This window comes from Tenacibaculum sp. 190130A14a (assembly GCF_964048965.1).
Classification (GTDB): Bacteria; Bacteroidota; Bacteroidia; order Flavobacteriales; family Flavobacteriaceae; genus Polaribacter; species Polaribacter polynesiense.
In genome coordinates this window covers 2,267,495-2,286,282 of record NZ_OZ040189.1, presented here as the reverse complement: position 1 = coordinate 2,286,282, position 18,788 = coordinate 2,267,495, and the positions used below count along the sequence as shown (strand labels likewise).

General features: G+C 33.0%; 15 protein-coding genes. 9 read left to right on the top strand and 6 right to left on the bottom strand.

Going from position 1 to position 18,788, the window contains the following annotated elements:
• The 5 genes from ilvD to ilvA all read left to right on the top strand — a co-directional run bounded on the left by ilvD (position 1) and on the right by ilvA (position 6,843).
• Complete coding sequence (ilvD, locus tag ABNT22_RS10885) at positions 1-1,677, top strand: dihydroxy-acid dehydratase (RefSeq protein ID WP_348717612.1); 1,677 nt, start codon at positions 1-3, stop codon at positions 1,675-1,677.
• A 108-nt stretch (positions 1,678-1,785) separates the two neighbouring features.
• Positions 1,786-3,519 carry a biosynthetic-type acetolactate synthase large subunit gene (gene ilvB / locus ABNT22_RS10880; protein WP_348716733.1) on the top strand — a complete coding sequence of 578 codons (1,734 nt, stop codon included), beginning with the start codon at positions 1,786-1,788 and terminating at the stop codon, positions 3,517-3,519.
• A 5-nt stretch (positions 3,520-3,524) separates the two neighbouring features.
• Positions 3,525-4,052: an acetolactate synthase small subunit gene (gene ilvN / locus ABNT22_RS10875; RefSeq protein ID WP_348716735.1), complete on the top strand. Its 528-nt coding sequence runs from the start codon at positions 3,525-3,527 to the stop codon at positions 4,050-4,052.
• Positions 4,053-4,076: 24 nt separating this feature from the next.
• Positions 4,077-5,573: a ketol-acid reductoisomerase gene (gene ilvC / locus ABNT22_RS10870; protein WP_348716737.1), complete on the top strand. Its 1,497-nt coding sequence runs from the start codon at positions 4,077-4,079 to the stop codon at positions 5,571-5,573.
• 1 nt (position 5,574) lies between these two features.
• Positions 5,575-6,843 carry a threonine ammonia-lyase gene (gene ilvA / locus ABNT22_RS10865; protein WP_348716739.1) on the top strand — a complete coding sequence of 423 codons (1,269 nt, stop codon included), beginning with the start codon at positions 5,575-5,577 and terminating at the stop codon, positions 6,841-6,843.
• Here the strand turns inward: ilvA and ABNT22_RS10860 are convergent.
• Both ABNT22_RS10860 and ABNT22_RS10855 read right to left on the bottom strand, forming a co-directional pair.
• The gene (locus ABNT22_RS10860; protein WP_348716741.1) at positions 6,840-8,018 is read right to left on the bottom strand and encodes an aspartate aminotransferase family protein; all 1,179 of its coding nucleotides are present in this window, start codon (positions 8,016-8,018) and stop codon (positions 6,840-6,842) included. The genes ilvA and ABNT22_RS10860 overlap by 4 nt on opposite strands.
• Positions 8,019-8,022: 4 nt before the next feature.
• The gene (locus ABNT22_RS10855; protein ID WP_348716743.1) at positions 8,023-9,633 is read right to left on the bottom strand and encodes an OstA-like protein; all 1,611 of its coding nucleotides are present in this window, start codon (positions 9,631-9,633) and stop codon (positions 8,023-8,025) included.
• A 177-nt stretch (positions 9,634-9,810) separates the two neighbouring features.
• Between ABNT22_RS10855 and ABNT22_RS10850 the strand changes: the two genes are divergently transcribed.
• Positions 9,811-11,247, top strand: a complete 1,437-nt coding sequence (locus ABNT22_RS10850) for an aspartate aminotransferase family protein (protein WP_348716745.1) — start codon at positions 9,811-9,813, stop codon at positions 11,245-11,247.
• A gap of 18 nt (positions 11,248-11,265) precedes the next feature.
• Here ABNT22_RS10850 and ABNT22_RS10845 read toward each other — a convergent pair whose 3' ends face one another.
• The 4 genes from ABNT22_RS10845 to ABNT22_RS10830 all read right to left on the bottom strand — a co-directional run bounded on the left by ABNT22_RS10845 (position 11,266) and on the right by ABNT22_RS10830 (position 15,941).
• Entirely contained in the window at positions 11,266-11,805 is a 540-nt protein-coding gene (locus ABNT22_RS10845) for a DUF1572 family protein (protein ID WP_348716746.1), read from the bottom strand.
• 44 nt (positions 11,806-11,849) lie between these two features.
• Positions 11,850-13,121 carry an adenylosuccinate synthase gene (locus ABNT22_RS10840; protein WP_348716748.1) on the bottom strand — a complete coding sequence of 424 codons (1,272 nt, stop codon included), beginning with the start codon at positions 13,119-13,121 and terminating at the stop codon, positions 11,850-11,852.
• A gap of 82 nt (positions 13,122-13,203) precedes the next feature.
• Positions 13,204-13,653 (bottom strand): transcriptional repressor, encoded by a 450-nt coding sequence (locus ABNT22_RS10835; protein WP_348716749.1) that lies wholly within the window; start codon positions 13,651-13,653, stop codon positions 13,204-13,206.
• A gap of 71 nt (positions 13,654-13,724) precedes the next feature.
• Positions 13,725-15,941: a bifunctional (p)ppGpp synthetase/guanosine-3',5'-bis(diphosphate) 3'-pyrophosphohydrolase gene (locus tag ABNT22_RS10830; protein ID WP_348716751.1), complete on the bottom strand. Its 2,217-nt coding sequence runs from the start codon at positions 15,939-15,941 to the stop codon at positions 13,725-13,727.
• 333 nt (positions 15,942-16,274) lie between these two features.
• Here ABNT22_RS10830 and ABNT22_RS10825 point away from each other — a divergent pair, with 333 nt between their 5' ends.
• The 3 genes from ABNT22_RS10825 to ABNT22_RS10815 all read left to right on the top strand — a co-directional run bounded on the left by ABNT22_RS10825 (position 16,275) and on the right by ABNT22_RS10815 (position 18,782).
• Entirely contained in the window at positions 16,275-16,835 is a 561-nt protein-coding gene (locus tag ABNT22_RS10825) for an RNA polymerase sigma factor (RefSeq protein WP_348716753.1), read from the top strand.
• Positions 16,822-17,655 carry a hypothetical protein gene (locus ABNT22_RS10820; protein WP_348716755.1) on the top strand — a complete coding sequence of 278 codons (834 nt, stop codon included), beginning with the start codon at positions 16,822-16,824 and terminating at the stop codon, positions 17,653-17,655. Before ABNT22_RS10825 ends, ABNT22_RS10820 begins: the two co-directional genes overlap by 14 nt.
• A 68-nt stretch (positions 17,656-17,723) precedes the next feature.
• Complete coding sequence (locus tag ABNT22_RS10815) at positions 17,724-18,782, top strand: hypothetical protein (RefSeq protein ID WP_348716757.1); 1,059 nt, start codon at positions 17,724-17,726, stop codon at positions 18,780-18,782.
• Positions 18,783-18,788 lie beyond the last annotated feature (6 nt).

Here is an 18,788-nt window from a genome sequence, read left to right as displayed (position 1 = left end):
ATGGAATTAAATAAGTTTAGTAAACAAGTAACTCAAGACGATACACAACCTGCAGCACAAGCTATGTTGCATGCAATCGGATTAACTTATGAAGATTTACAAAAACCTTTGGTAGGTATAGCCAGTACGGGATATGAAGGAAACCCGTGTAATATGCACTTAAACGATTTGGCTAAGTTGGTTAAGCAAGGAACAGAAAATGTAGATTTAGTTGGATTGATCTTTAATACCATTGGTGTTTCTGATGGTATTTCTATGGGAACTCCAGGAATGCGTTACTCACTTCCTTCTAGAGACGTAATTGCAGATTCTATGGAAACTGTGGTACAAGCCATGTCGTATGATGGATTGGTAACGGTGGTAGGATGCGATAAGAACATGCCAGGAGCATTGATGGCAATGTTACGTTTAAACCGTCCGTCTGTATTGGTATATGGAGGTACGATCGAATCGGGATGTCATGATGGGAAAAAATTAGATGTGGTTTCTGCCTTTGAAGCTTGGGGAGAGAAAGTAGCAGGAAAGATAGATAACCAAGAATACCAAAGCGTTATTGAAAAAGCTTGTCCGGGTGCAGGTGCTTGTGGAGGAATGTATACCGCTAATACCATGGCTTCTGCTATAGAGGCATTAGGAATGAGCTTACCATATAACTCTTCCAATCCAGCAATTAGTAATAATAAAGAAGAAGAGTCTGTAAAGGCAGGTGAAGCATTAAGAGTGCTGTTAGAAAAGGATATCAAACCATCAGATATTGTTACTAAAAAAGCCTTAGAGAATGCCATTCGCTTAGTTACCGTAATGGGAGGTTCTACCAATGCAGTATTACACTTTTTAGCCATTGCTAAAGCAGCAAATGTAGCGTTTACCTTAGAAGATTTTCAACGTATTTCAGATGAAACTCCATTTTTAGCCGATCTAAAACCGAGTGGTAAATACTTGATGGAAGATGTGCATAGGGTTGGAGGAACACCAGCCGTATTAAAATATTTACATGAAAAAGGATTGATTCATGGTGATTGTTTGACTGTAACAGGGAAAACACTTGCAGAGAATCTTGCGGAAGTTCCAAGTTTAACGGAAGGGCAGGAAGTAATCAAAGATGTAGAAACGCCTATTAAAGAAACTGGGCATTTACGCATGTTATATGGAAACTTAGCAAAAGAAGGTTCTGTAGCTAAAATTACAGGGAAAGAAGGATTGTACTTCTCCGGAAAAGCCAAAGTATTTGAAGGGGAGTATGAAGCCAATGATGGTATTAAAAACGGAGAGGTAGAAAAAGGTGATGTAGTTGTGATTCGTTATGAAGGACCTAAAGGTGGACCAGGAATGCCAGAGATGCTAAAACCTACTGCTGCTATTATGGGAGCAGGATTAGGAAATGATGTAGCATTGATAACTGATGGTCGTTTTTCTGGAGGAACACACGGATTTGTTGTAGGACATATTACACCAGAAGCACAAGAAGGAGGGGTAATTGCCCTTGTTCAAAACGGAGATACTATTACGATCAACGCAGAAACGAATACGATTAATGTAGAAGTTTCTGAAGAAGAGTTGTTGGAAAGAAGAATCCAATGGAAAGCACCAGCATTAAAGGCAAAACGTGGCGTTTTATACAAGTATGCTAGAACGGTTTCATCTGCATCAAACGGATGTGTAACTGACGAGTTTTAATCTTATACAAAGAGGGAAAAATTAAGATTCAAATTTATTTTGAGTCGTATTAAAATTTAATAGAAAACGAAGCACTAGCCAATGGCTACATAGCATAAAGCTAAGTTTATGAAAACAAAAACAGCAACATTAACAGAAAAAGTAACTAAGGAAACTGTAAAGGTTTCTGGGGCTGAGGCCGTAGTAAAATGTTTGTTAGAAGAAGGAGTTGATTTATTATACGGATACCCTGGTGGGGCAATTATGCCGGTATATGATGAATTATACAAGTATCAAGATAAATTACATCATGTCTTAACTCGCCATGAACAAGGAGCTACGCATATGGCACAAGGATATGCAAGAGCAACAGGTAAAGTAGGAGTAGCCATTGCTACCTCTGGTCCTGGAGCAACCAATTTAATCACAGGAATTGCAGATGCACAAATAGATTCTACACCAATGGTTTGTATTACAGGTCAAGTAGGGAGCCATTTATTAGGAACAGATGCATTTCAAGAAACAGATATCATTGGAATCTCTACACCGGTTACGAAATGGAACTATCAAATAACCAAGGCATCTGAAATACCAGAAGTATTTGCCAAGGCATTTTACATAGCACGTTCAGGTAGACCTGGACCTGTATTGATAGACATCACAAAGAATGCACAGTTTGATGAATTAGATTTTGCCTATAATCCATGTACTTCTGTTCGTAGTTATAAAGCACAACCTAATGTTGAAAACCAAAGCTTAAAAGCAGCAGCGGAATTAATCAACAATGCAAAGAAACCTTTTGTTGTATGGGGACAAGGAGTTATTCTGGGAGAAGCAGAGAAAGAGTTTAAGGCTTTTATAGAAAAAGCAGGAATTCCTTCAGCATCGACACTTTTAGGGCTTTCAGCTTTACCAACCAAACATCCATTACATGTAGGAATGGTAGGAATGCATGGAAATTATAGTCCTAATAAATTAACCAATGAGTGTGATGTATTAATTGCTGTAGGAATGCGATTTGACGATCGTGTTACGGGTAGTTTAGATACTTATGCGACACAGGCAAAAGTAATTCATTTTGAAATAGACCCAGCTGAAGTAAATAAGAATGTATATGCTGATGTTGCTGTATTAGGAAATTCAAAAGATACCTTATCGGGAATTTTACCGCTTATAGCTCAAAAGAATCATAAAGAGTGGTTGGAAGAATTTAGAGCCTTAGATCAAGTAGAGTTTGAAAAGGTTATAAAGAATGATTTATACCCAACGAAGGAAGGGCTAACCATGGGAGAAGTAATTAAGGAAATCAATAAAGCTTCTGAAGGTAAAGCAGTCATTGTAACCGATGTAGGACAACATCAAATGATTGCCAGTAGATATGCTGAGTTTACAGAATCTAAAAGTAATATTACTTCTGGAGGGTTAGGAACCATGGGGTTTGCATTACCAGCAGCTATTGGAGCTAAAATGGGGGCACCAGAAAGACAAGTAGTAGCTATTGCTGGAGATGGAGGTTACCAAATGACGATTCAAGAATTAGGAACCATTTTACAAACAGGAGCTGCGGTAAAAATTGTAGTACTGAATAATGAATTCTTAGGAATGGTACGCCAATGGCAGCAGTTATTCTTTGACAAGCGTTATGCCTCTACAGAAATGGTAAATCCAGATTTTATTGCCATTGCAAAAGGATATCAGTTAAAAACAAATAAAGTAACTCAAAGGGAACAATTAGAAAATGCCGTTCAAGAAATGATGAATAGCGAGGAGGCATACTTCCTAGAAGTTTGTGTGGAAAAGGAAGACAATGTTTTCCCTATGATTCCAACAGGTAGTTCAGTATCAGATGTAAGATTAGAATAGTTATTATGGAAAATAAACAAACATATACGATCTCAATATATACCGAAAATACAGTAGGGTTATTGAATAGAATATCAGCAATATTCCAAAGAAGACATATCAATATAGAAAGTGTCAATGTATCTAAATCGGAAATTAAAAGTGTATCGAGATTTACGCTTTTAGTGAGATTGACAGAAGCAAAGGTTAAGAAAATTATTGGTCAAATAGAAAAGCAGGTAGAGGTAATCAAAGCGTTTTACCATAATGATGAACAAACAGTTTATCAAGAGTCTTGCTTGTTTAAGTTAAGTACCGATTTACTAGTGGACAATGATGAAATTCAAAAAGTAATTAATAATAGTAAGTCGAGAATTATCAATGTAAATAAAGACTTTTTTGTCTTAGAAAGATCGGGTTCTAAAGAGGAATTAGAAGAGTTATATCACGAATTAAATAAACATGGAATCAAGCAATTTGTTCGTTCAGGACGTATTGCCATTACAAAGGAAGAAATGCCAGTTTCTGAAATGTTAAAATCAATAAATAATTAAACAAACAGCATTAAACATATAAAAATGAAAAATTATTTTAACCAACTTTCTTTAAGAGAACAGTTAGCACAGTTAGCAAAATGTAGATTTATGGAGTCTTCTGAATTTGAAGATGGAATTAAAGCATTAGATGGAAAGAAAATAGTGATTGTTGGTTGTGGAGCACAAGGATTGAACCAAGGATTGAATATGCGTGATTCTGGATTAGATATCTCGTATGCATTAAGAGATGCAGCTATTCAAGAGCAACGCCAGTCTTATAAAAATGCTACTTCTAATGGTTTTGAAGTGGGAACCTTTGAAGCGTTAATTCCACAGGCAGATGTAGTATGTAACTTAACACCAGATAAGCAACATACAAGAGTGGTAAATACAGTGATGCCTTTAATGAAAGAAGGAGCAACTTTATCATATTCTCATGGATTTAATATTGTTGAAGAGGGAATGGAAGTACGTAAAGACTTAACGGTAATTATGGTAGCACCTAAATGTCCGGGGTCTGAAGTACGTGAAGAATACAAACGTGGATTTGGAGTGCCTACTTTGATTGCAGTACATCCAGAAAATGATCCGCAAGGAGAAGGTTTAGCACAAGCAAAAGCATATGCATTTGCTACTGGAGGTCATAAAGCAGGTGTATTAGAGTCTTCTTTTGTAGCTGAGGTAAAATCTGATTTAATGGGAGAGCAAACTATTTTATGTGGTGTGCTACAAACAGGATCTATTTTATCGTTTAATAAAATGGTAGCTGAAGGAATTGAAGCTAGTTATGCAGCTAAATTAATTCAGTACGGTTGGGAAACCATTACAGAAGCGTTAAAGCATGGTGGTATTACCAATATGATGGATCGTTTATCGAATCCGGCAAAGATCAAAGCATTTGAGTTATCGGAAGAGTTAAAGGATATTATGAGACCATTGTTCCATAAGCATATGGATGATATTATGTCTGGACATTTCTCTAAGACTATGATGGAAGATTGGGCAAACGACGATGCTAATTTATTACAATGGAGAGCAGCTACTGGAGAAACCTTATTTGAAAGAACTGCGGCTACGACTTCAGAAATTGACGAACAAGAGTATTTTGATCATGGCGTATTGTTAGTAGCTTTTGTAAGAGCAGGAGTAGAGCTAGCTTTTGAAACAATGACAGAAGCAGGTATTATAGAAGCCTCTGCTTATTATGAATCATTACATGAAACACCATTAATTGCAAATACGATTGCTCGTAAGAAGTTATTTGAAATGAACCGTATTATTTCTGATACTGCAGAATATGGATGTTATTTATTTGATCATGCATGTAGACCTTTATTAGAAGACTTTATGAAAACGGTTTCAACAGATGTAATTGGTCAATCATTTAGTACCAATGGAAAGGTAGATAACCAACGATTAATTGAGGTTAACGATGCTATTAGAAATCATCCTATTGAAGAAACAGGAAGTGTATTACGTTCTGCAATGACCGCAATGAAATCAATCAAAACAGAAGAAAAAGAACCAGTTTTGGCTTAATATGGAATTAGAAGCAACAACATATTTTCCTAAACTAACAGCTATACAAGAGGCAGCAACTACTTTGAAAGAAGTGGTTGCTGTAACTCCATTGCTAAAAAACTTTACGTTTTCTAACAGGTTTCAAGCAAATGTGTTTTTAAAACGAGAAGACTTACAGCAAGTACGCTCTTATAAAATACGTGGGGCTTATAATAAAATAAGCTCGTTAGAGCCCGATGAGTTGGTAAATGGAATTGTGTGTGCTAGTGCAGGAAATCATGCGCAAGGAGTAGCTTTGGCATGTAGTAAAATGCAAATACAGGGTACAATTTTTATGCCTTCACCTACCCCCAAACAAAAGGTAGAACAAGTACGTATGTTTGGAGGTAGCTATGTAGATATTCAGTTAACTGGTGATACTTTTGATGATGCTTACAATGCAGCGAAGTATGTTTCTGATAGTCTTGGCAAAACATTTGTACATCCGTTTGATGATGAAAAGATTATAGAAGGACAAGGAACAGTAGCTCTAGAAATTATTGAGCAGAGTAATAATGCACCTATAGACTATGTTTTTGTTCCTGTGGGAGGCGGAGGTTTGGCGTCAGGATTGTCGAGTGTATTTAAAATATTATCACCTAATACTAAGGTAATTGGAGTAGAGCCAGCAGGAGCTCCTTCAATGCAATCGGCATTTAAAGAAAATACAAACGTTAAGTTAAACAAGATAAATAAGTTTGTTGATGGAGCAGCCGTTCAACAAGTGGGAGGTTTAACGTATAAAATTTGTAAAGAGAATTTGTTTGATATGATTACTGTTCCAGAAGGAAAAGTATGTCAGACAATTTTAGATATGTATAATAAAGATGCCATTGTAGTGGAGCCAGCAGGAGCTTTAACCTTAGCAGCACTAGATACTTTCTCTGAAGGAATTAAAGGAAAGAATGTGGTTTGTGTGGTAAGTGGCAGTAATAATGATATTACACGTACTGCTGAGATAAAAGAAAGGGCTTTATTATACAATGGTTTAAAGCATTATTTTATCATCCGATTTCCACAAAGAGCAGGGGCTTTAAAAGAGTTTGTGATGGATGTATTAGGGAAAAACGATGATATTACTTTTTTCGAATACTCAAAGAAAACAAATAGAGAAAATGGTCCTGCTGTCGTAGGAATTGAATTGGAAAAAAGAGAAGATCTTCATCCATTAATTGCCAGGATGAAAGACCGAAACTTCTTTGGAGAATACTTAAACGATAAGCCTAATTTATTTGAGTTTTTGGTTTAAAGAGCATCCAATTCGTCAAGAATCATTTGACAACCTATTTTAAGTTCTTTGTTAGATAAAGTTAGTGGGGGAGTTATGCGAATAGCTCTCCCTTCAAACAATAACCAAAACAAAATAAGTCCTTTTTCCATACAGTTTAAGATGATTCTAGATGCTATTTCTGGGGTATCAACTAATAGAGCTAACATCAATCCTTTACCACGAATCTCTTTTACTTTAGGATGGTCTTTAAAATAGTTTCTTATAATTTGTTCCTTTTCTAAAGCTTCTTGCATTAGATTGGAAGAGGTTACTTCATTTACTGTAGCTAAACTGGCAGCAGCAATTACAGGATGTCCTCCAAAAGTGGTAATATGTCCTAGTTTTGGATTTTCCTTTAAGGTATTCATGATTTCATAACTAGAAACAAAAGCACCGACAGGCATTCCTCCACCTAATCCTTTTCCAGTAATAAATATATCTGGAACTACATGATAGTTTTCAAAGCCCCAAAATTTTCCAGTGCGTCCAATTCCTGTTTGTATTTCATCTAAGATTAACAAAGCGCCTACTTCTAGACAGCGTTGTTTAACCTTTACTAAATAATCATTTTGAGGTTCAATAAACCCTGCACCACCTTGAATGGTTTCTAAAATAACAGCTGCTGTTTTAGTAGTAATTTTATCTAAATCTAATTCATTATTAAAATCAATAAACTTAGTACCAGGAACTAGAGGTCGAAAAGCTCTGTTTTGTTGTTCAGCTCCACAAACGCTCATGGCTCCCTGGGTATTTCCATGATACGCATTTTTTCCAGCTATAATTTCGCTTCTTTCAGTAAATCTTTTGGCCAATTTAAGAGCTCCTTCAGTAGCTTCGGTACCAGAATTGACTAAATAAACCGAAGATAAGCTAGGAGGTAATGTTGCCACAATAGCTTTACAAAGTTCTAGTTGAGGTTTTTGAATAAACTCTCCATAAACCATTACATGTGTATAGGCTTCTAGTTGGGCTTTTATAGCTTGATTAACCTTTGGATGATTATGTCCTAAACTATTCGCAGAAACTCCTGCTACAAAGTCTAATAAAGCTTTACCATTACTATCGTAAATATAACTTCCTTTGGCTTTAGATATCTCTATAGCTAAAGGATGAGGTGTTGTTTGTCCTTGGTATTTTAAAAACTCCTTTTTCAAAGTATTAACGTTTTTTGATATTGAACTTTTTCAAGTTAGGCTTTTCGCTTCCTTTCTTTAAAGACTCTTTGTTCAATTGATCTTTGGCTTTGTCTACAGCTATTCTAGATTGTGTTTTTGTGTTTTTTAAAGGTATTGTAACGTTATCTTTTACAAAAATATCTTCTACTGTTAAAGGTTGTTCTGGACCTCTCCAAATAAACCCTTTAAATTTCTTCTCTTCTTCAGGGAATTCTGAAGGAGGAAAGGTTTTTCCTTCGGGTTTTTTGAAGTATTTTGTTTGAGTGATTTCATTCTTTTCTAATGTAAACTCTATATCACTTGAAGTTTGTTTTGTAATGGTTTCTAGCTTTTTACTATCTTCATTTCGATTGTAATAAAGTGATTCAGCATTCCCTTTTACAAGCATTGTTCTCAAATCATTATCTTTAAACTTACCAAAAATGTTTCTTCCTTTTATTTGATTAAAAACATCATTGGCAAGTGAATCTTTTTGAATCATGAAAGCATTTTGAATAACTTTTAAAGAATCTAATTTGTTTGTTTCTTTATTGGTTAAAAATTGAATGCTGTCACCTGTAATTTGGCTGTTTTGAGACCATAGAATTGGGTTTTTAAACATTCTTGTTAAACCAGTTGCTTGATTGGTGTGAATAGAATCACATTTACCTTGTAAATCCGACTTAAATATTTTTACATTATTATAAATTCGAGCAATACGTTTTTCAGGTTTACCGGTAAGTAAAATTTTGTCTCCAGCAACATACATAGAATCTTTATCTAAAACTGAAATAGCAACGGCTTTATCTATTATAAATAAAGAATCTTTTAACTCGTATAATTCGGCATAATTCCCTTTAGCTACCATGTTTTGAACTGTATCAATTACTTTAATTCTATTGGTAGCAGAAGCAAAACCATTCCTTTTATCATAATATAAACTGTCGGCTAAGACAGTTCTTTCTTTTAAGAAGAGTTTAGCATTTTTAACAAAGTAAGAAACATCTGTATTTGTATCATAAAATCCTTTTTCGGCATAAACTTTTGTGCTATCTTTTAAGTTTGTAACGGTACTTGGTCCATACAAATATGCTAAGTTAGAATTGGTATAATAATCTAAATGATTAGATTCTAAATTGTTTTCTGGGTTAACAACAGTAACATTAGTACGTGCAGAAAACTTTTTATCTTTTAAATAGTAGGTTCCTCGTTTACTTTTGAGCGTATTTTTTTTATCTCTGATTGTTCCGTTATTTGGGTAGAATAAAATTTGTTCTTTCCTGTCAAAATAAAGTGTATCCGTACTTAACTTCATTTCTTTATCATTGATTTCTACATTTCCCCACGATTTAGCAATTTTTGTATTTCCACTATAAGTAGCAAAATCACTGTATTGAATAATACTATCTCCTTGTTCAATAACAACTTCTCCAAGTGCTTTAAATAGATTATCCTTTTTGTATAATAAGGCTCTTTTACATTCTAGTGTAGCGCCTTCATGAGACATTTTTACACTTCCAATTAAAATGGTTGCTCCAGGATATTTTTTTTCATCCGCAGTACTTAATTCGGTAGAAAGTATTTTAATCTGTTTGGTTTGAGAAAAAATCGTCATTGAAAAAAACAACGAGATAAGCAGAAAGAAATGTTTCAAAATGTTTCAAATTTAATCACACAAAAATAAGGAAAAGTATGTTTTATTATTCTTAATAAAGAATTAAAATACTTTATCAAATAACAAGCAAATAGTATTCCGTAATTTTGCAGTATAATTATAAAAATAAACAAAATTATGAGCGCTCATTTTGATTTATCTATAGATGAAATGAAAGCCTATGGTTATAAAATAGTCGACTTAATAGCTGAGCATTGGGCAAACTTGGAAGATAAGAAACCTGTTACATCAGCAACAAGAAAGGAAATGGATTCGATTTTCTTACAAGAAGCCCCTGATAAGGGAATGCCTCCTAATGAGGTATTGGAGTTTGTAATGGAAAATGTTATTCCATATAGTAATGTTACTTCACATCCTAAATTTTATTCTTTTGTACCTGGACCTAGTAATTATATAAGTACTATGGCAGATAGTTTAGCAACAGGATTTAATATTTTTTCTGGAGGATGGATTGTTTCTCCTGCGGCAGCGGAGTTAGAAATCGTTACTATGAACTGGTTATTAAAAATGTTTAACTTTCCTGTAAAAGCAGGAGGAGGTATATTTACCAGTGGTGGTTCTATGGCAAATTTAACAGCCTTGGTTACGGCAAGAAGAATTAAATGTGGTGATGACTTTTCAAAAGCAGTAATTTATCTTTCTGATCAAGCCCATTCTTCTAATATTAAAGCCATAAGAGTTCTTGGATTTAAAAAGGAACAGATTCGAATATTACCAACCGATATTGAATTTAGAATTAGCATTAACAAATTGAAGAATGCCATTGCAAAAGACCGATTAGAAGGTTTGCAACCATTTTGTTTTATTGCTTCAGCAGGAACAACTAATACAGGAACTGTAGATCCATTAGATGATATCGCTGATATCTGTGAAGCAGAAAATATGTGGTTTCATATAGATGGAGCATATGGAGGAGCCGCTATTTTATCTGATAAAGGAGCAAGGGCATTACGTGGTATTGAACGAGCTGATTCGTTAACAGTAGATCCGCATAAATGGTTTTATCAACCTTATGAAATTGGATGCTTATTGGTAAAAGATTCTTCTTGGTTAAGTAATACGTTTAGTGAGAAGCCAGAATACTTAAGAGATATTGAAGGGAATGAATCGGAGATTAACTTTTATGATTATGGGGTACAGTTAACACGTAGATTTAGAGCTTTAAAGTTTTATATGTCTATTAAAACATATGGATTAGAGGCTTTTAAGGAAGCCGTAACCTACAATATTCAGTTAGCAGATGATGTAGAAGATATGCTTCGCAAAAGTAGAAATTGGGAAATTATTTCACCAGCTACTTTAGCGGTAATTAATTTCAGATACAATCCAATTGGTTTAAACTTAAGTGAAGAAGAAATAGATAGTTTGAATCAAGAAATATCAAGAAGAGTAATGGAATCTAAAGAAGCATTATTAGTTACTACAATATTGAATAAACAAGTAGTATTAAGAATGTGTTTGATTAATCCTAAAACAACGATTGATCATATTAGAGATACCTTCTTATTGTGTAATAAATTTGCTGAAGAAATTTTAGCAGCAAAATCAAAATAATAAAAAAAGGAACTCTATTTAATGAGTTCCTTTTTTATTCTGTTCAAATTGAGCTTGTATAAATTCTTTAGACTTTCCTTTGGCTATAGAAGCAGTTTGCCATCGATCATTTAAAATCATCTTACCTATATAAGCTATTTGACCTATGTGGTAGGGATAGTGCGCTATTTGTCTTGAAATACTTTCTATAAGTTTATGTTCTTTATTTCTTATGTAAATAGGGGTGTTAAAATTAGATTCATTCAGTGAGTCTAAGGCATCGAACAAACAGTTCCAACCTTTTTCCCAATGTGCTGTTAATTGTTCCTTGTTTAAATTTTGTGGCTCAAACTCAGCATCTCTATTTCTATTTTCTTTTTCGCCATCAGAAGTAAAAAAATCGGTCCATCTTGAAAGCATGTTTTCAGATAAATGAATCATCAACATTGCTATACTGTTACTCTCATTGTTATAGGTCCAATGTAGGTCTTCTTCATTAAGTTGTTTCAGGGCTTTATCAGCTACTTCTTTATAGGATAGAAATTGTTTTTTGATATTGTATAAATATTCTTCAACCATAGTCGTTAATTAGAAAAGGAGCTCAAAATTGAACTCCTTTTTTATTATCTCATTATTGTTTGTTTTCTATCGGGACCTACTGAAACAATTTTAATAGGTACTTCAGTCTCTTTCTCGATAAACGAAATATAGTCTAACAAGTTTTGTGGTAACTCTTCTTTAGTTGACATTTTTGTTAAATCTGCTTGCCAACCTTTGAACTCAGTATAAATAGGTGTTACATTTTCTGGTTCTATATTGTATGGTAAGTGAGAGATTGCTTCACCATTATATGTATATCCAGTACATACTTTTAAGGTGTCAAAACCAGATAATACATCACCTTTCATCATCATTAATTGAGTAACGCCATTTACTTGAACAGCATATTTTAAAGCAACTAAATCTAACCAACCACATCTACGTGGTCTACCAGTGGTAGCTCCAAACTCATGACCTACTTTAGCCATAGTAGCTCCGTTATCATCGAATAATTCTGTAGGAAATGGTCCAGAACCTACACGAGTAGTGTATGCTTTAAAAATTCCAAATACATCTCCAATTTTATTAGGAGCAATTCCCAAACCAGTACAAGCCCCTGCAGCAGTTGTATTAGATGAAGTAACAAAAGGATATGTTCCAAAGTCAATATCTAATAAAGAACCTTGAGCTCCTTCTGCTAAAATTGATTTTCCTTCTTTAATTGCTGAATTAAGAAATTCTTCAGAATCGATGAATTGCAAAGTTTTTAACTTGTCGATTCCAGCAGAAAATTCTGCTTCTAACTCTTCTAAATCATATTGAATATCTACATCAAAGAAATTCAACATATTGATATGTTTTTCTGTTAATGCACGATATTTTTCTTTCCAGTTATCTAATTCTAAATCTCCAACGCGCATTCCGTTTCTACCGGTTTTATCCATATAAGTTGGACCAATACCTTTTAAAGTAGAACCTATTTTAGCTTTTCCTTTTGAAGTTTCAGAAGCAGCGTCTAATAATCGGTGTGTTGGAAGAATTAAATGTGCTTTTCTAGAAATTAATAGTTTAGATGTGTAGTCGATATTATGAACATCTAAATTTTCTAATTCGCGTTTAAAAATAACAGGGTCAATAACAACTCCGTTACCTACAACGTTTAAAGCTGTTTTATGAAAAATTCCTGAAGGAATGGTGTGCAATACATGTTTGTTTCCATCAAAAATTAAAGTATGTCCAGCATTTGGACCTCCTTGAAAACGGGCAATAATATCATAGTTTTTTGTAAGTACATCTACAATTTTACCTTTTCCCTCGTCTCCCCATTGTAAACCGAGTAATAAATCTACAGCCATTTAGTTGTGTTATTTGTGTTGTTTTATGTTTATTGAAAATAAAAAATCAACTTAATGAAAGCTGATTTTTGGGTGTTGTATTTTAGTCTTTTTTCTTTTTAGTACCGTAAAAATATAAGGAGTGATTGTGTATTTCGATATCAAAAACTTCTTCTATTGTTTTTTTAATGATTTGAATTCTAGGGTCACAGAATTCTTTTACTTCTCCTGTATCTGTTAAAATTACGTGATCATGTTGTTTGTCAAAATAACTCTTTTCATATCGAGCCATTGATTGGCCATCGAATTGATGTTTACGAACCAAACCACAATCTAATAGTAAGTCGATAGTGTTGTACAGCGTAGCTCTACTGACACGATAATTTTTATTTTTCATTTTGATATACAAAGATTCGATATCAAAATGTTCATCTGCATCATATATCTCTTGTAAAATAGCAAAACGCTCAGGAGTTTTCCTATGCTTGTTTTCTTCTAAGAAAGAAGTGAACACTTTTTTTACAATTTCTTGATTTTCGACAGTACTACTCATTATTTATATTTTACCAAAGGACAAATTTAATCTTATTTCTGAAAAAACAACAGATATTTTTAGAATGATATTTACAAAGTATTAACACGTTCTACTTTTTGAACTCCTTCAACCTTTTTCATCCGATCAATCAACTTGTTTAATTGTACTTTATTCTTAACACTTAAAGATAATTTCCCATCAAAAACTCCATCATTTCCTGAGATATTTATACTGTGAATAAATACATCCATAGAGTTAGATATAATTCTTGTTAAGTTATTAACGATTCCTTTATTATCTAGTCCAGAAATATGTAAAATGGCAGTAAACTCTTGTTGTGTAGAGTCAATCCATTTAGCAGGCATGATTCGATAAGCATAATTCGATTGAAGAGATATAGAATTAGGACAATCGTTTTTATGAACTTTTATTCCTTCATTAATTGTTACAAAACCAAAAACTTTATCTCCTGGAATTGGTGCGCAACACTTAGCTAAGGTATAATCTAGTGTTTGTTCATCTTTTCCAAAAACTAAAGCATCATATTTACTAGTTACTTCTTCTTTATCAGTAATGGCTTTTCCACTAGTTCTTCTAAAAGGATTTTTAAAGAAGTTCATAATGGTACTGTTACGTTGTGCAACAAACTCTTTTAATTGTGTATTGTCAATAGCACCATTTCCTATTCTAAAAAATAAATCAAAACTAGTTTTCAGGTTGAAATATGAAGCTAGCTCATGTATAGTTTTTTCATTTGGAGTTATTTTCAAATGACGAAGTTTACGCATTAAAATAGCCTTCCCTTCTTCCGCAATCTTTTTCTCTTCGGCTTTTAAGGCAGATTTAATTTTTGTTCTAGCTCTCGCAGTTAATACAAAATCTAGCCAACGAACATTCGGTTTATTATTACTAGCAGTAAGCACTTCTACTTGATCACCACTATTTAACTCATAACTTAAAGGTACTAATTTACCATTAACTTTAGCCCCTCTACATTTTAGACCAACATCTGTATGAATTGAAAAAGCAAAGTCTAATGCAGAGGCTCCTTTTGGTAAAGATTTTAAATCTCCTTTGGGAGTAAATACATATATTTCTTTGGCATATAAGTTCAGTTTAAAGTCTTCCACAAAATCAACAGCATTTAAACTTTGATTTTCTAATGTTTCTTTTAATTTATTCAACCAACCCTCAAGACCATTTTCAGTTATACTACCTTGTTTATACTTAAAGTGAGCGGCATAACCTTTTTCTGCAATCTCATCCATTCTATCAGAACGAATTTGTACTTCAACCCATTTAGACTCTGGCCCAATAACGGTGATATGTAAAGCCTCATAACCAGTAGATTTAGGTTGAGAAATCCAATCTCTAAGTCGAGCAGGGTTAGGTTTAAAGAAATCTGTAACAATCGAATATATTTTCCAAGCATCAAATTTTTCATCTCTCGATAAAGGCTCGTAAATAATTCGAATAGCAAATTTGTCGTAAACTTCATCAAAAGAAACATTTTGTTTACGCATTTTTCTGCGTATCGAAAAAATGGATTTAAACCTTCCTTTAATTTCGTATTTAAAATTCTCTTTATCTAAAGCTTCTTTTAAGACACCAGTAAATCTATCAATATATTTTTGTTGATCTTCTTTACTCTCCTTAATTTTTAATAAAATATCATTATAAACATCAGGCTCAGTATATTTTAAACCTAAGTCTTCTAGTTCAGTTTTTATGTTGTACAACCCTAAGCGGTGTGCTAAAGGAGCATAAATATATAAGGTTTCAGATGCAATTTTAACCTGCTTGTGCGCTGGCATTGCGTCCATAGTTTGCATATTGTGCAATCTATCTGCTATTTTTATAAGTATTACACGAACATCATCATGTAGGGTTAATAGCATTTTTCTAAAGTTTTCTGCCTGGATAGAGTAGTCTTGTTCTTTTTTTAGATTAGAAATTTTGGTTAAACCACTTACAATTCTAGCAATGGTTTCACCAAAAAGACGCTCCATGTCATCAATGGTATAATGCGTATCTTCAACAACATCATGTAACAATGCTGCAGCAATTGAGGTGGCTCCTAAACCAATCTCGTAAGCGACTATTTTTGCTACTGCAATAGGATGGTAAATGTAAGGTTCACCTGTTTTTCTTCGTTGTTCAGAATGCGCTTCAACAGCTATATCAAAAGCTTTACGAATCAATTTTTTATCTTCCTCAGATAAGGTTTGATACGTCCCTTTTAATAAATCTTTATAACGATTTGCTATCTCTTTATTCTCTTCTTCTATCGTTGCTGTATATGTCATAGATTAAAAGTAAAACAAAGAAAATTACTGAGCAAGTTTTAGAAATAAAATGTTAAGGGAATCTTAATTTTTTTTATTCGTCGAAAAATTCGACACATACAGTGTTTTTCCCTATTTAGAAGTTAGATTTAATAGTAAATTAGCAATAACATTTGATATAAAGGAAAAAATAATTGTAAAATATATTGAAGTCCCCCCGAAATATCATTGCAGAAATGATATGGATGCTCCAGCTTTAGAAAAAGTTGGAGTTTTTTTTTTGTGTGAAGGCAACCTTTTTTAAAAACATGTAGTCTATATATTTGTAAGGACAAAAAACTTAGAAAAATTAAGTTGAAAATTATTTCATTACATAAAAAAGAAACAACGCTTGTTAAAAAAGCTAAGAAAGAGAATAGAGAAGCTCAACAACAGTTGTTTGAACAATATGCTCCAAAGATGTTGGGAGTATGCAGACAATATGTGAAAGATATGCATCACGCAGAAGATTTAATGTTACAAGGTTTTTTTAAAGTGTTTACAAATATTAAAAGCTTTAAAGAAGAAGGAAGCTTGGAAGGATGGATACGTAAAATAATGGTCAATACCTGTATTAGTTATTTGCGTAAAAAGAAATTTGTTGTTTTTCCAGATGAAGATTATGTACTCAACGAATTTCAAACGGAAAGTATTGAGAATACAGCCGTAGAGGATATACAGAAGCTGATAGATCAATTACCAGAAGGGTATAAGTTGGTGTTTAATTTATATGCAATTGAAGGATACAAACATTCTGAGATAGCTAAGAAATTAAATATTTCGGAAAGCACATCGAAATCTCAGTTGTTTAAAGCTCGTAAATGGTTACAAGCGCATTATCAAAAAATGAATCAAGTAAAGCATGTCAATAAATAATATAGATAAAGAAATAGTAAAGAGATTAAAGAATAGAGAATTTACACCCTCTTCTTCGGCTTGGGAACGTTTGAATACGCAATTAGACGAACATAAAGCAAAGAAGAAAAGGAAAAGGTTTCATTTGATGTCTGCCGCGAGTATAGTACTCTTAATAGGTTTAACTACTTTTTACTTTTTAAAAGAAGATAGTGTTGAAATACCAGAAGAGATCATTGTTCATACAGAGGCAAACGAAAATATGAAAAGTGAAGAGTTACCATCTATTAAAGAGATGAATGGAATAGAGGCAACAGTTACAAATGAAGAGGTAATTGCTAGTGTTGAACTGACTGAAAATGTAACGGGAAAAGTGGAAAAAACAATTGACAAGGTTAATGAAGAAGTAAAGTTTGACAAGCTAATTGTAGAGAATGTTGAAATAGAAAACACTGAGATGATAGCTGAGGAAGTAAAAAATGTTATACCTCAAACAACAAAGAGTCAAATTGAAATTAGAGAGATTAAGAATAAACTAGTTCCAGCCAATAAAGCATCTAACTTAAGAATAAAAGTAAATAGTGAGGATTTATTGTTTGCGGTAACCCATACGGAAGAGGAAGTTAAAGAATATTACGCAAGACATAAAGTAAATAGAGAGGATGTTTTTAAAGCTATTAAATTGGAATTAAGAAAATCTAATTTAACCGTTAGCCCAGAGACAATTTTAGCCGAAATAGAGAGAAATATTGATGATGAAGAATTTAAAGGAAACTTTATGCAAAAATTAAAGGTTAAAATTTCAGATATAGCTGTAGCCTTTACAGAGAGAAATAAATAAGCGCTTACCATTAATAGATAGATAATAAATTATCTAAAAAAACTTAGTTAAACTTAAAAATTATTAAAATGAAAAGAATACTATTTTTAGTGTTGTTTGTAACAACTATTGCCCAATCTCAAGAGAAAAATTTTGAAGAAGAAGTTAGAAAAATTTCGATAAAAATTGAAAGAATAACTAAAGAACAGAAAGACTCGCTAAAAACAAAAGTGAAAGAAATTAACTTAAAAGCGAGTAACAATGAAATAACGCAGGAAAATGCAGTTGAATTGAAAAAGAAGGCAGCTGAGTACCATGCACAAAGAATTGAGCAGTTGGTAGGTGTACAAGAAATTAAATTACAAGGCTTAGTACAAGATAAAGTAGATGGAAAAATAGCAACTAGTAACGAAGATGAAAATACTTTTAGTATAGGAGGTGCAAAATTTAAATTAGATTTTTCTGAAAGAGACGAACGTAAAAGAGATAGTCTTAGAAGAAATAAAAGAACAACTACTCAAATTGTTTTTGCACTAGGTGTTAACAATGTTTTAGAAAACCACAAATTTGGTTCATTAAATGATTCAGAATATAAGTTTTGGCAATCACATTTTTATGAATTAGGTTTTACTTGGAAAACGCGATTAAGCAAAGAAGCGTCAAAAACATATTTTAAGTATGGTTTTTCATTTCTATGGAATAATTTAAGAGCAGAAGGAAATAAATTTCATGAAATAAATGGAGATCAAACAGTTTTAAATGTAAATCCAAATTCTTTGTCAGAAAGTAGATTACGCCATGTACAGATGACTTTTCCAATGCATTTAGAATTTGACTTTTCGAAAAACAGAAAATATTCTAACGGTCAAATAGGCGATAGAACGCATAAATCGGTTAGATTTGGAATTGGAGGTTTTGTAGGTTTTAAATTAGGAACAAGACAATATTTAGAATATGTAAATACAGAAGGAGTTAAGGTAGAAGAAGTTCAGAAATCGAACTTTAATATGAATACAGTGAATTACGGTTTAAGTGCATATTTTGGTTATCGAGGTTATAGTTTATATGCTAAGTACGACTTAAATCCTCTCTTTAAAGATACTGATACTAGAAATATATCATTAGGAGTTCGTTTTGATATAAATTAAAAAAAG

Coding starts and splice junctions, on each gene's coding strand:
- ABNT22_RS10850 (WP_348716745.1), top strand. CDS start 9,811: ATGAGCGCTCATTTTGATTTATCTATAGATGAAATGAAAGCCTATGGT.
- ABNT22_RS10855 (WP_348716743.1), bottom strand. CDS start 9,633: ATGACGATTTTTTCTCAAACCAAACAGATTAAAATACTTTCTACCGAA.
- ilvC (WP_348716737.1), top strand. CDS start 4,077: ATGAAAAATTATTTTAACCAACTTTCTTTAAGAGAACAGTTAGCACAG.
- ABNT22_RS10840 (WP_348716748.1), bottom strand. CDS start 13,121: ATGGCTGTAGATTTATTACTCGGTTTACAATGGGGAGACGAGGGAAAA.
- ABNT22_RS10845 (WP_348716746.1), bottom strand. CDS start 11,805: ATGGTTGAAGAATATTTATACAATATCAAAAAACAATTTCTATCCTAT.
- ABNT22_RS10815 (WP_348716757.1), top strand. CDS start 17,724: ATGAAAAGAATACTATTTTTAGTGTTGTTTGTAACAACTATTGCCCAA.
- ilvD (WP_348717612.1), top strand. CDS start 1: ATGGAATTAAATAAGTTTAGTAAACAAGTAACTCAAGACGATACACAA.
- ilvN (WP_348716735.1), top strand. CDS start 3,525: ATGGAAAATAAACAAACATATACGATCTCAATATATACCGAAAATACA.
- ilvA (WP_348716739.1), top strand. CDS start 5,575: ATGGAATTAGAAGCAACAACATATTTTCCTAAACTAACAGCTATACAA.
- ABNT22_RS10835 (WP_348716749.1), bottom strand. CDS start 13,653: ATGAGTAGTACTGTCGAAAATCAAGAAATTGTAAAAAAAGTGTTCACT.
- ABNT22_RS10820 (WP_348716755.1), top strand. CDS start 16,822: ATGTCAATAAATAATATAGATAAAGAAATAGTAAAGAGATTAAAGAAT.
- ABNT22_RS10830 (WP_348716751.1), bottom strand. CDS start 15,941: ATGACATATACAGCAACGATAGAAGAAGAGAATAAAGAGATAGCAAAT.
- ilvB (WP_348716733.1), top strand. CDS start 1,786: ATGAAAACAAAAACAGCAACATTAACAGAAAAAGTAACTAAGGAAACT.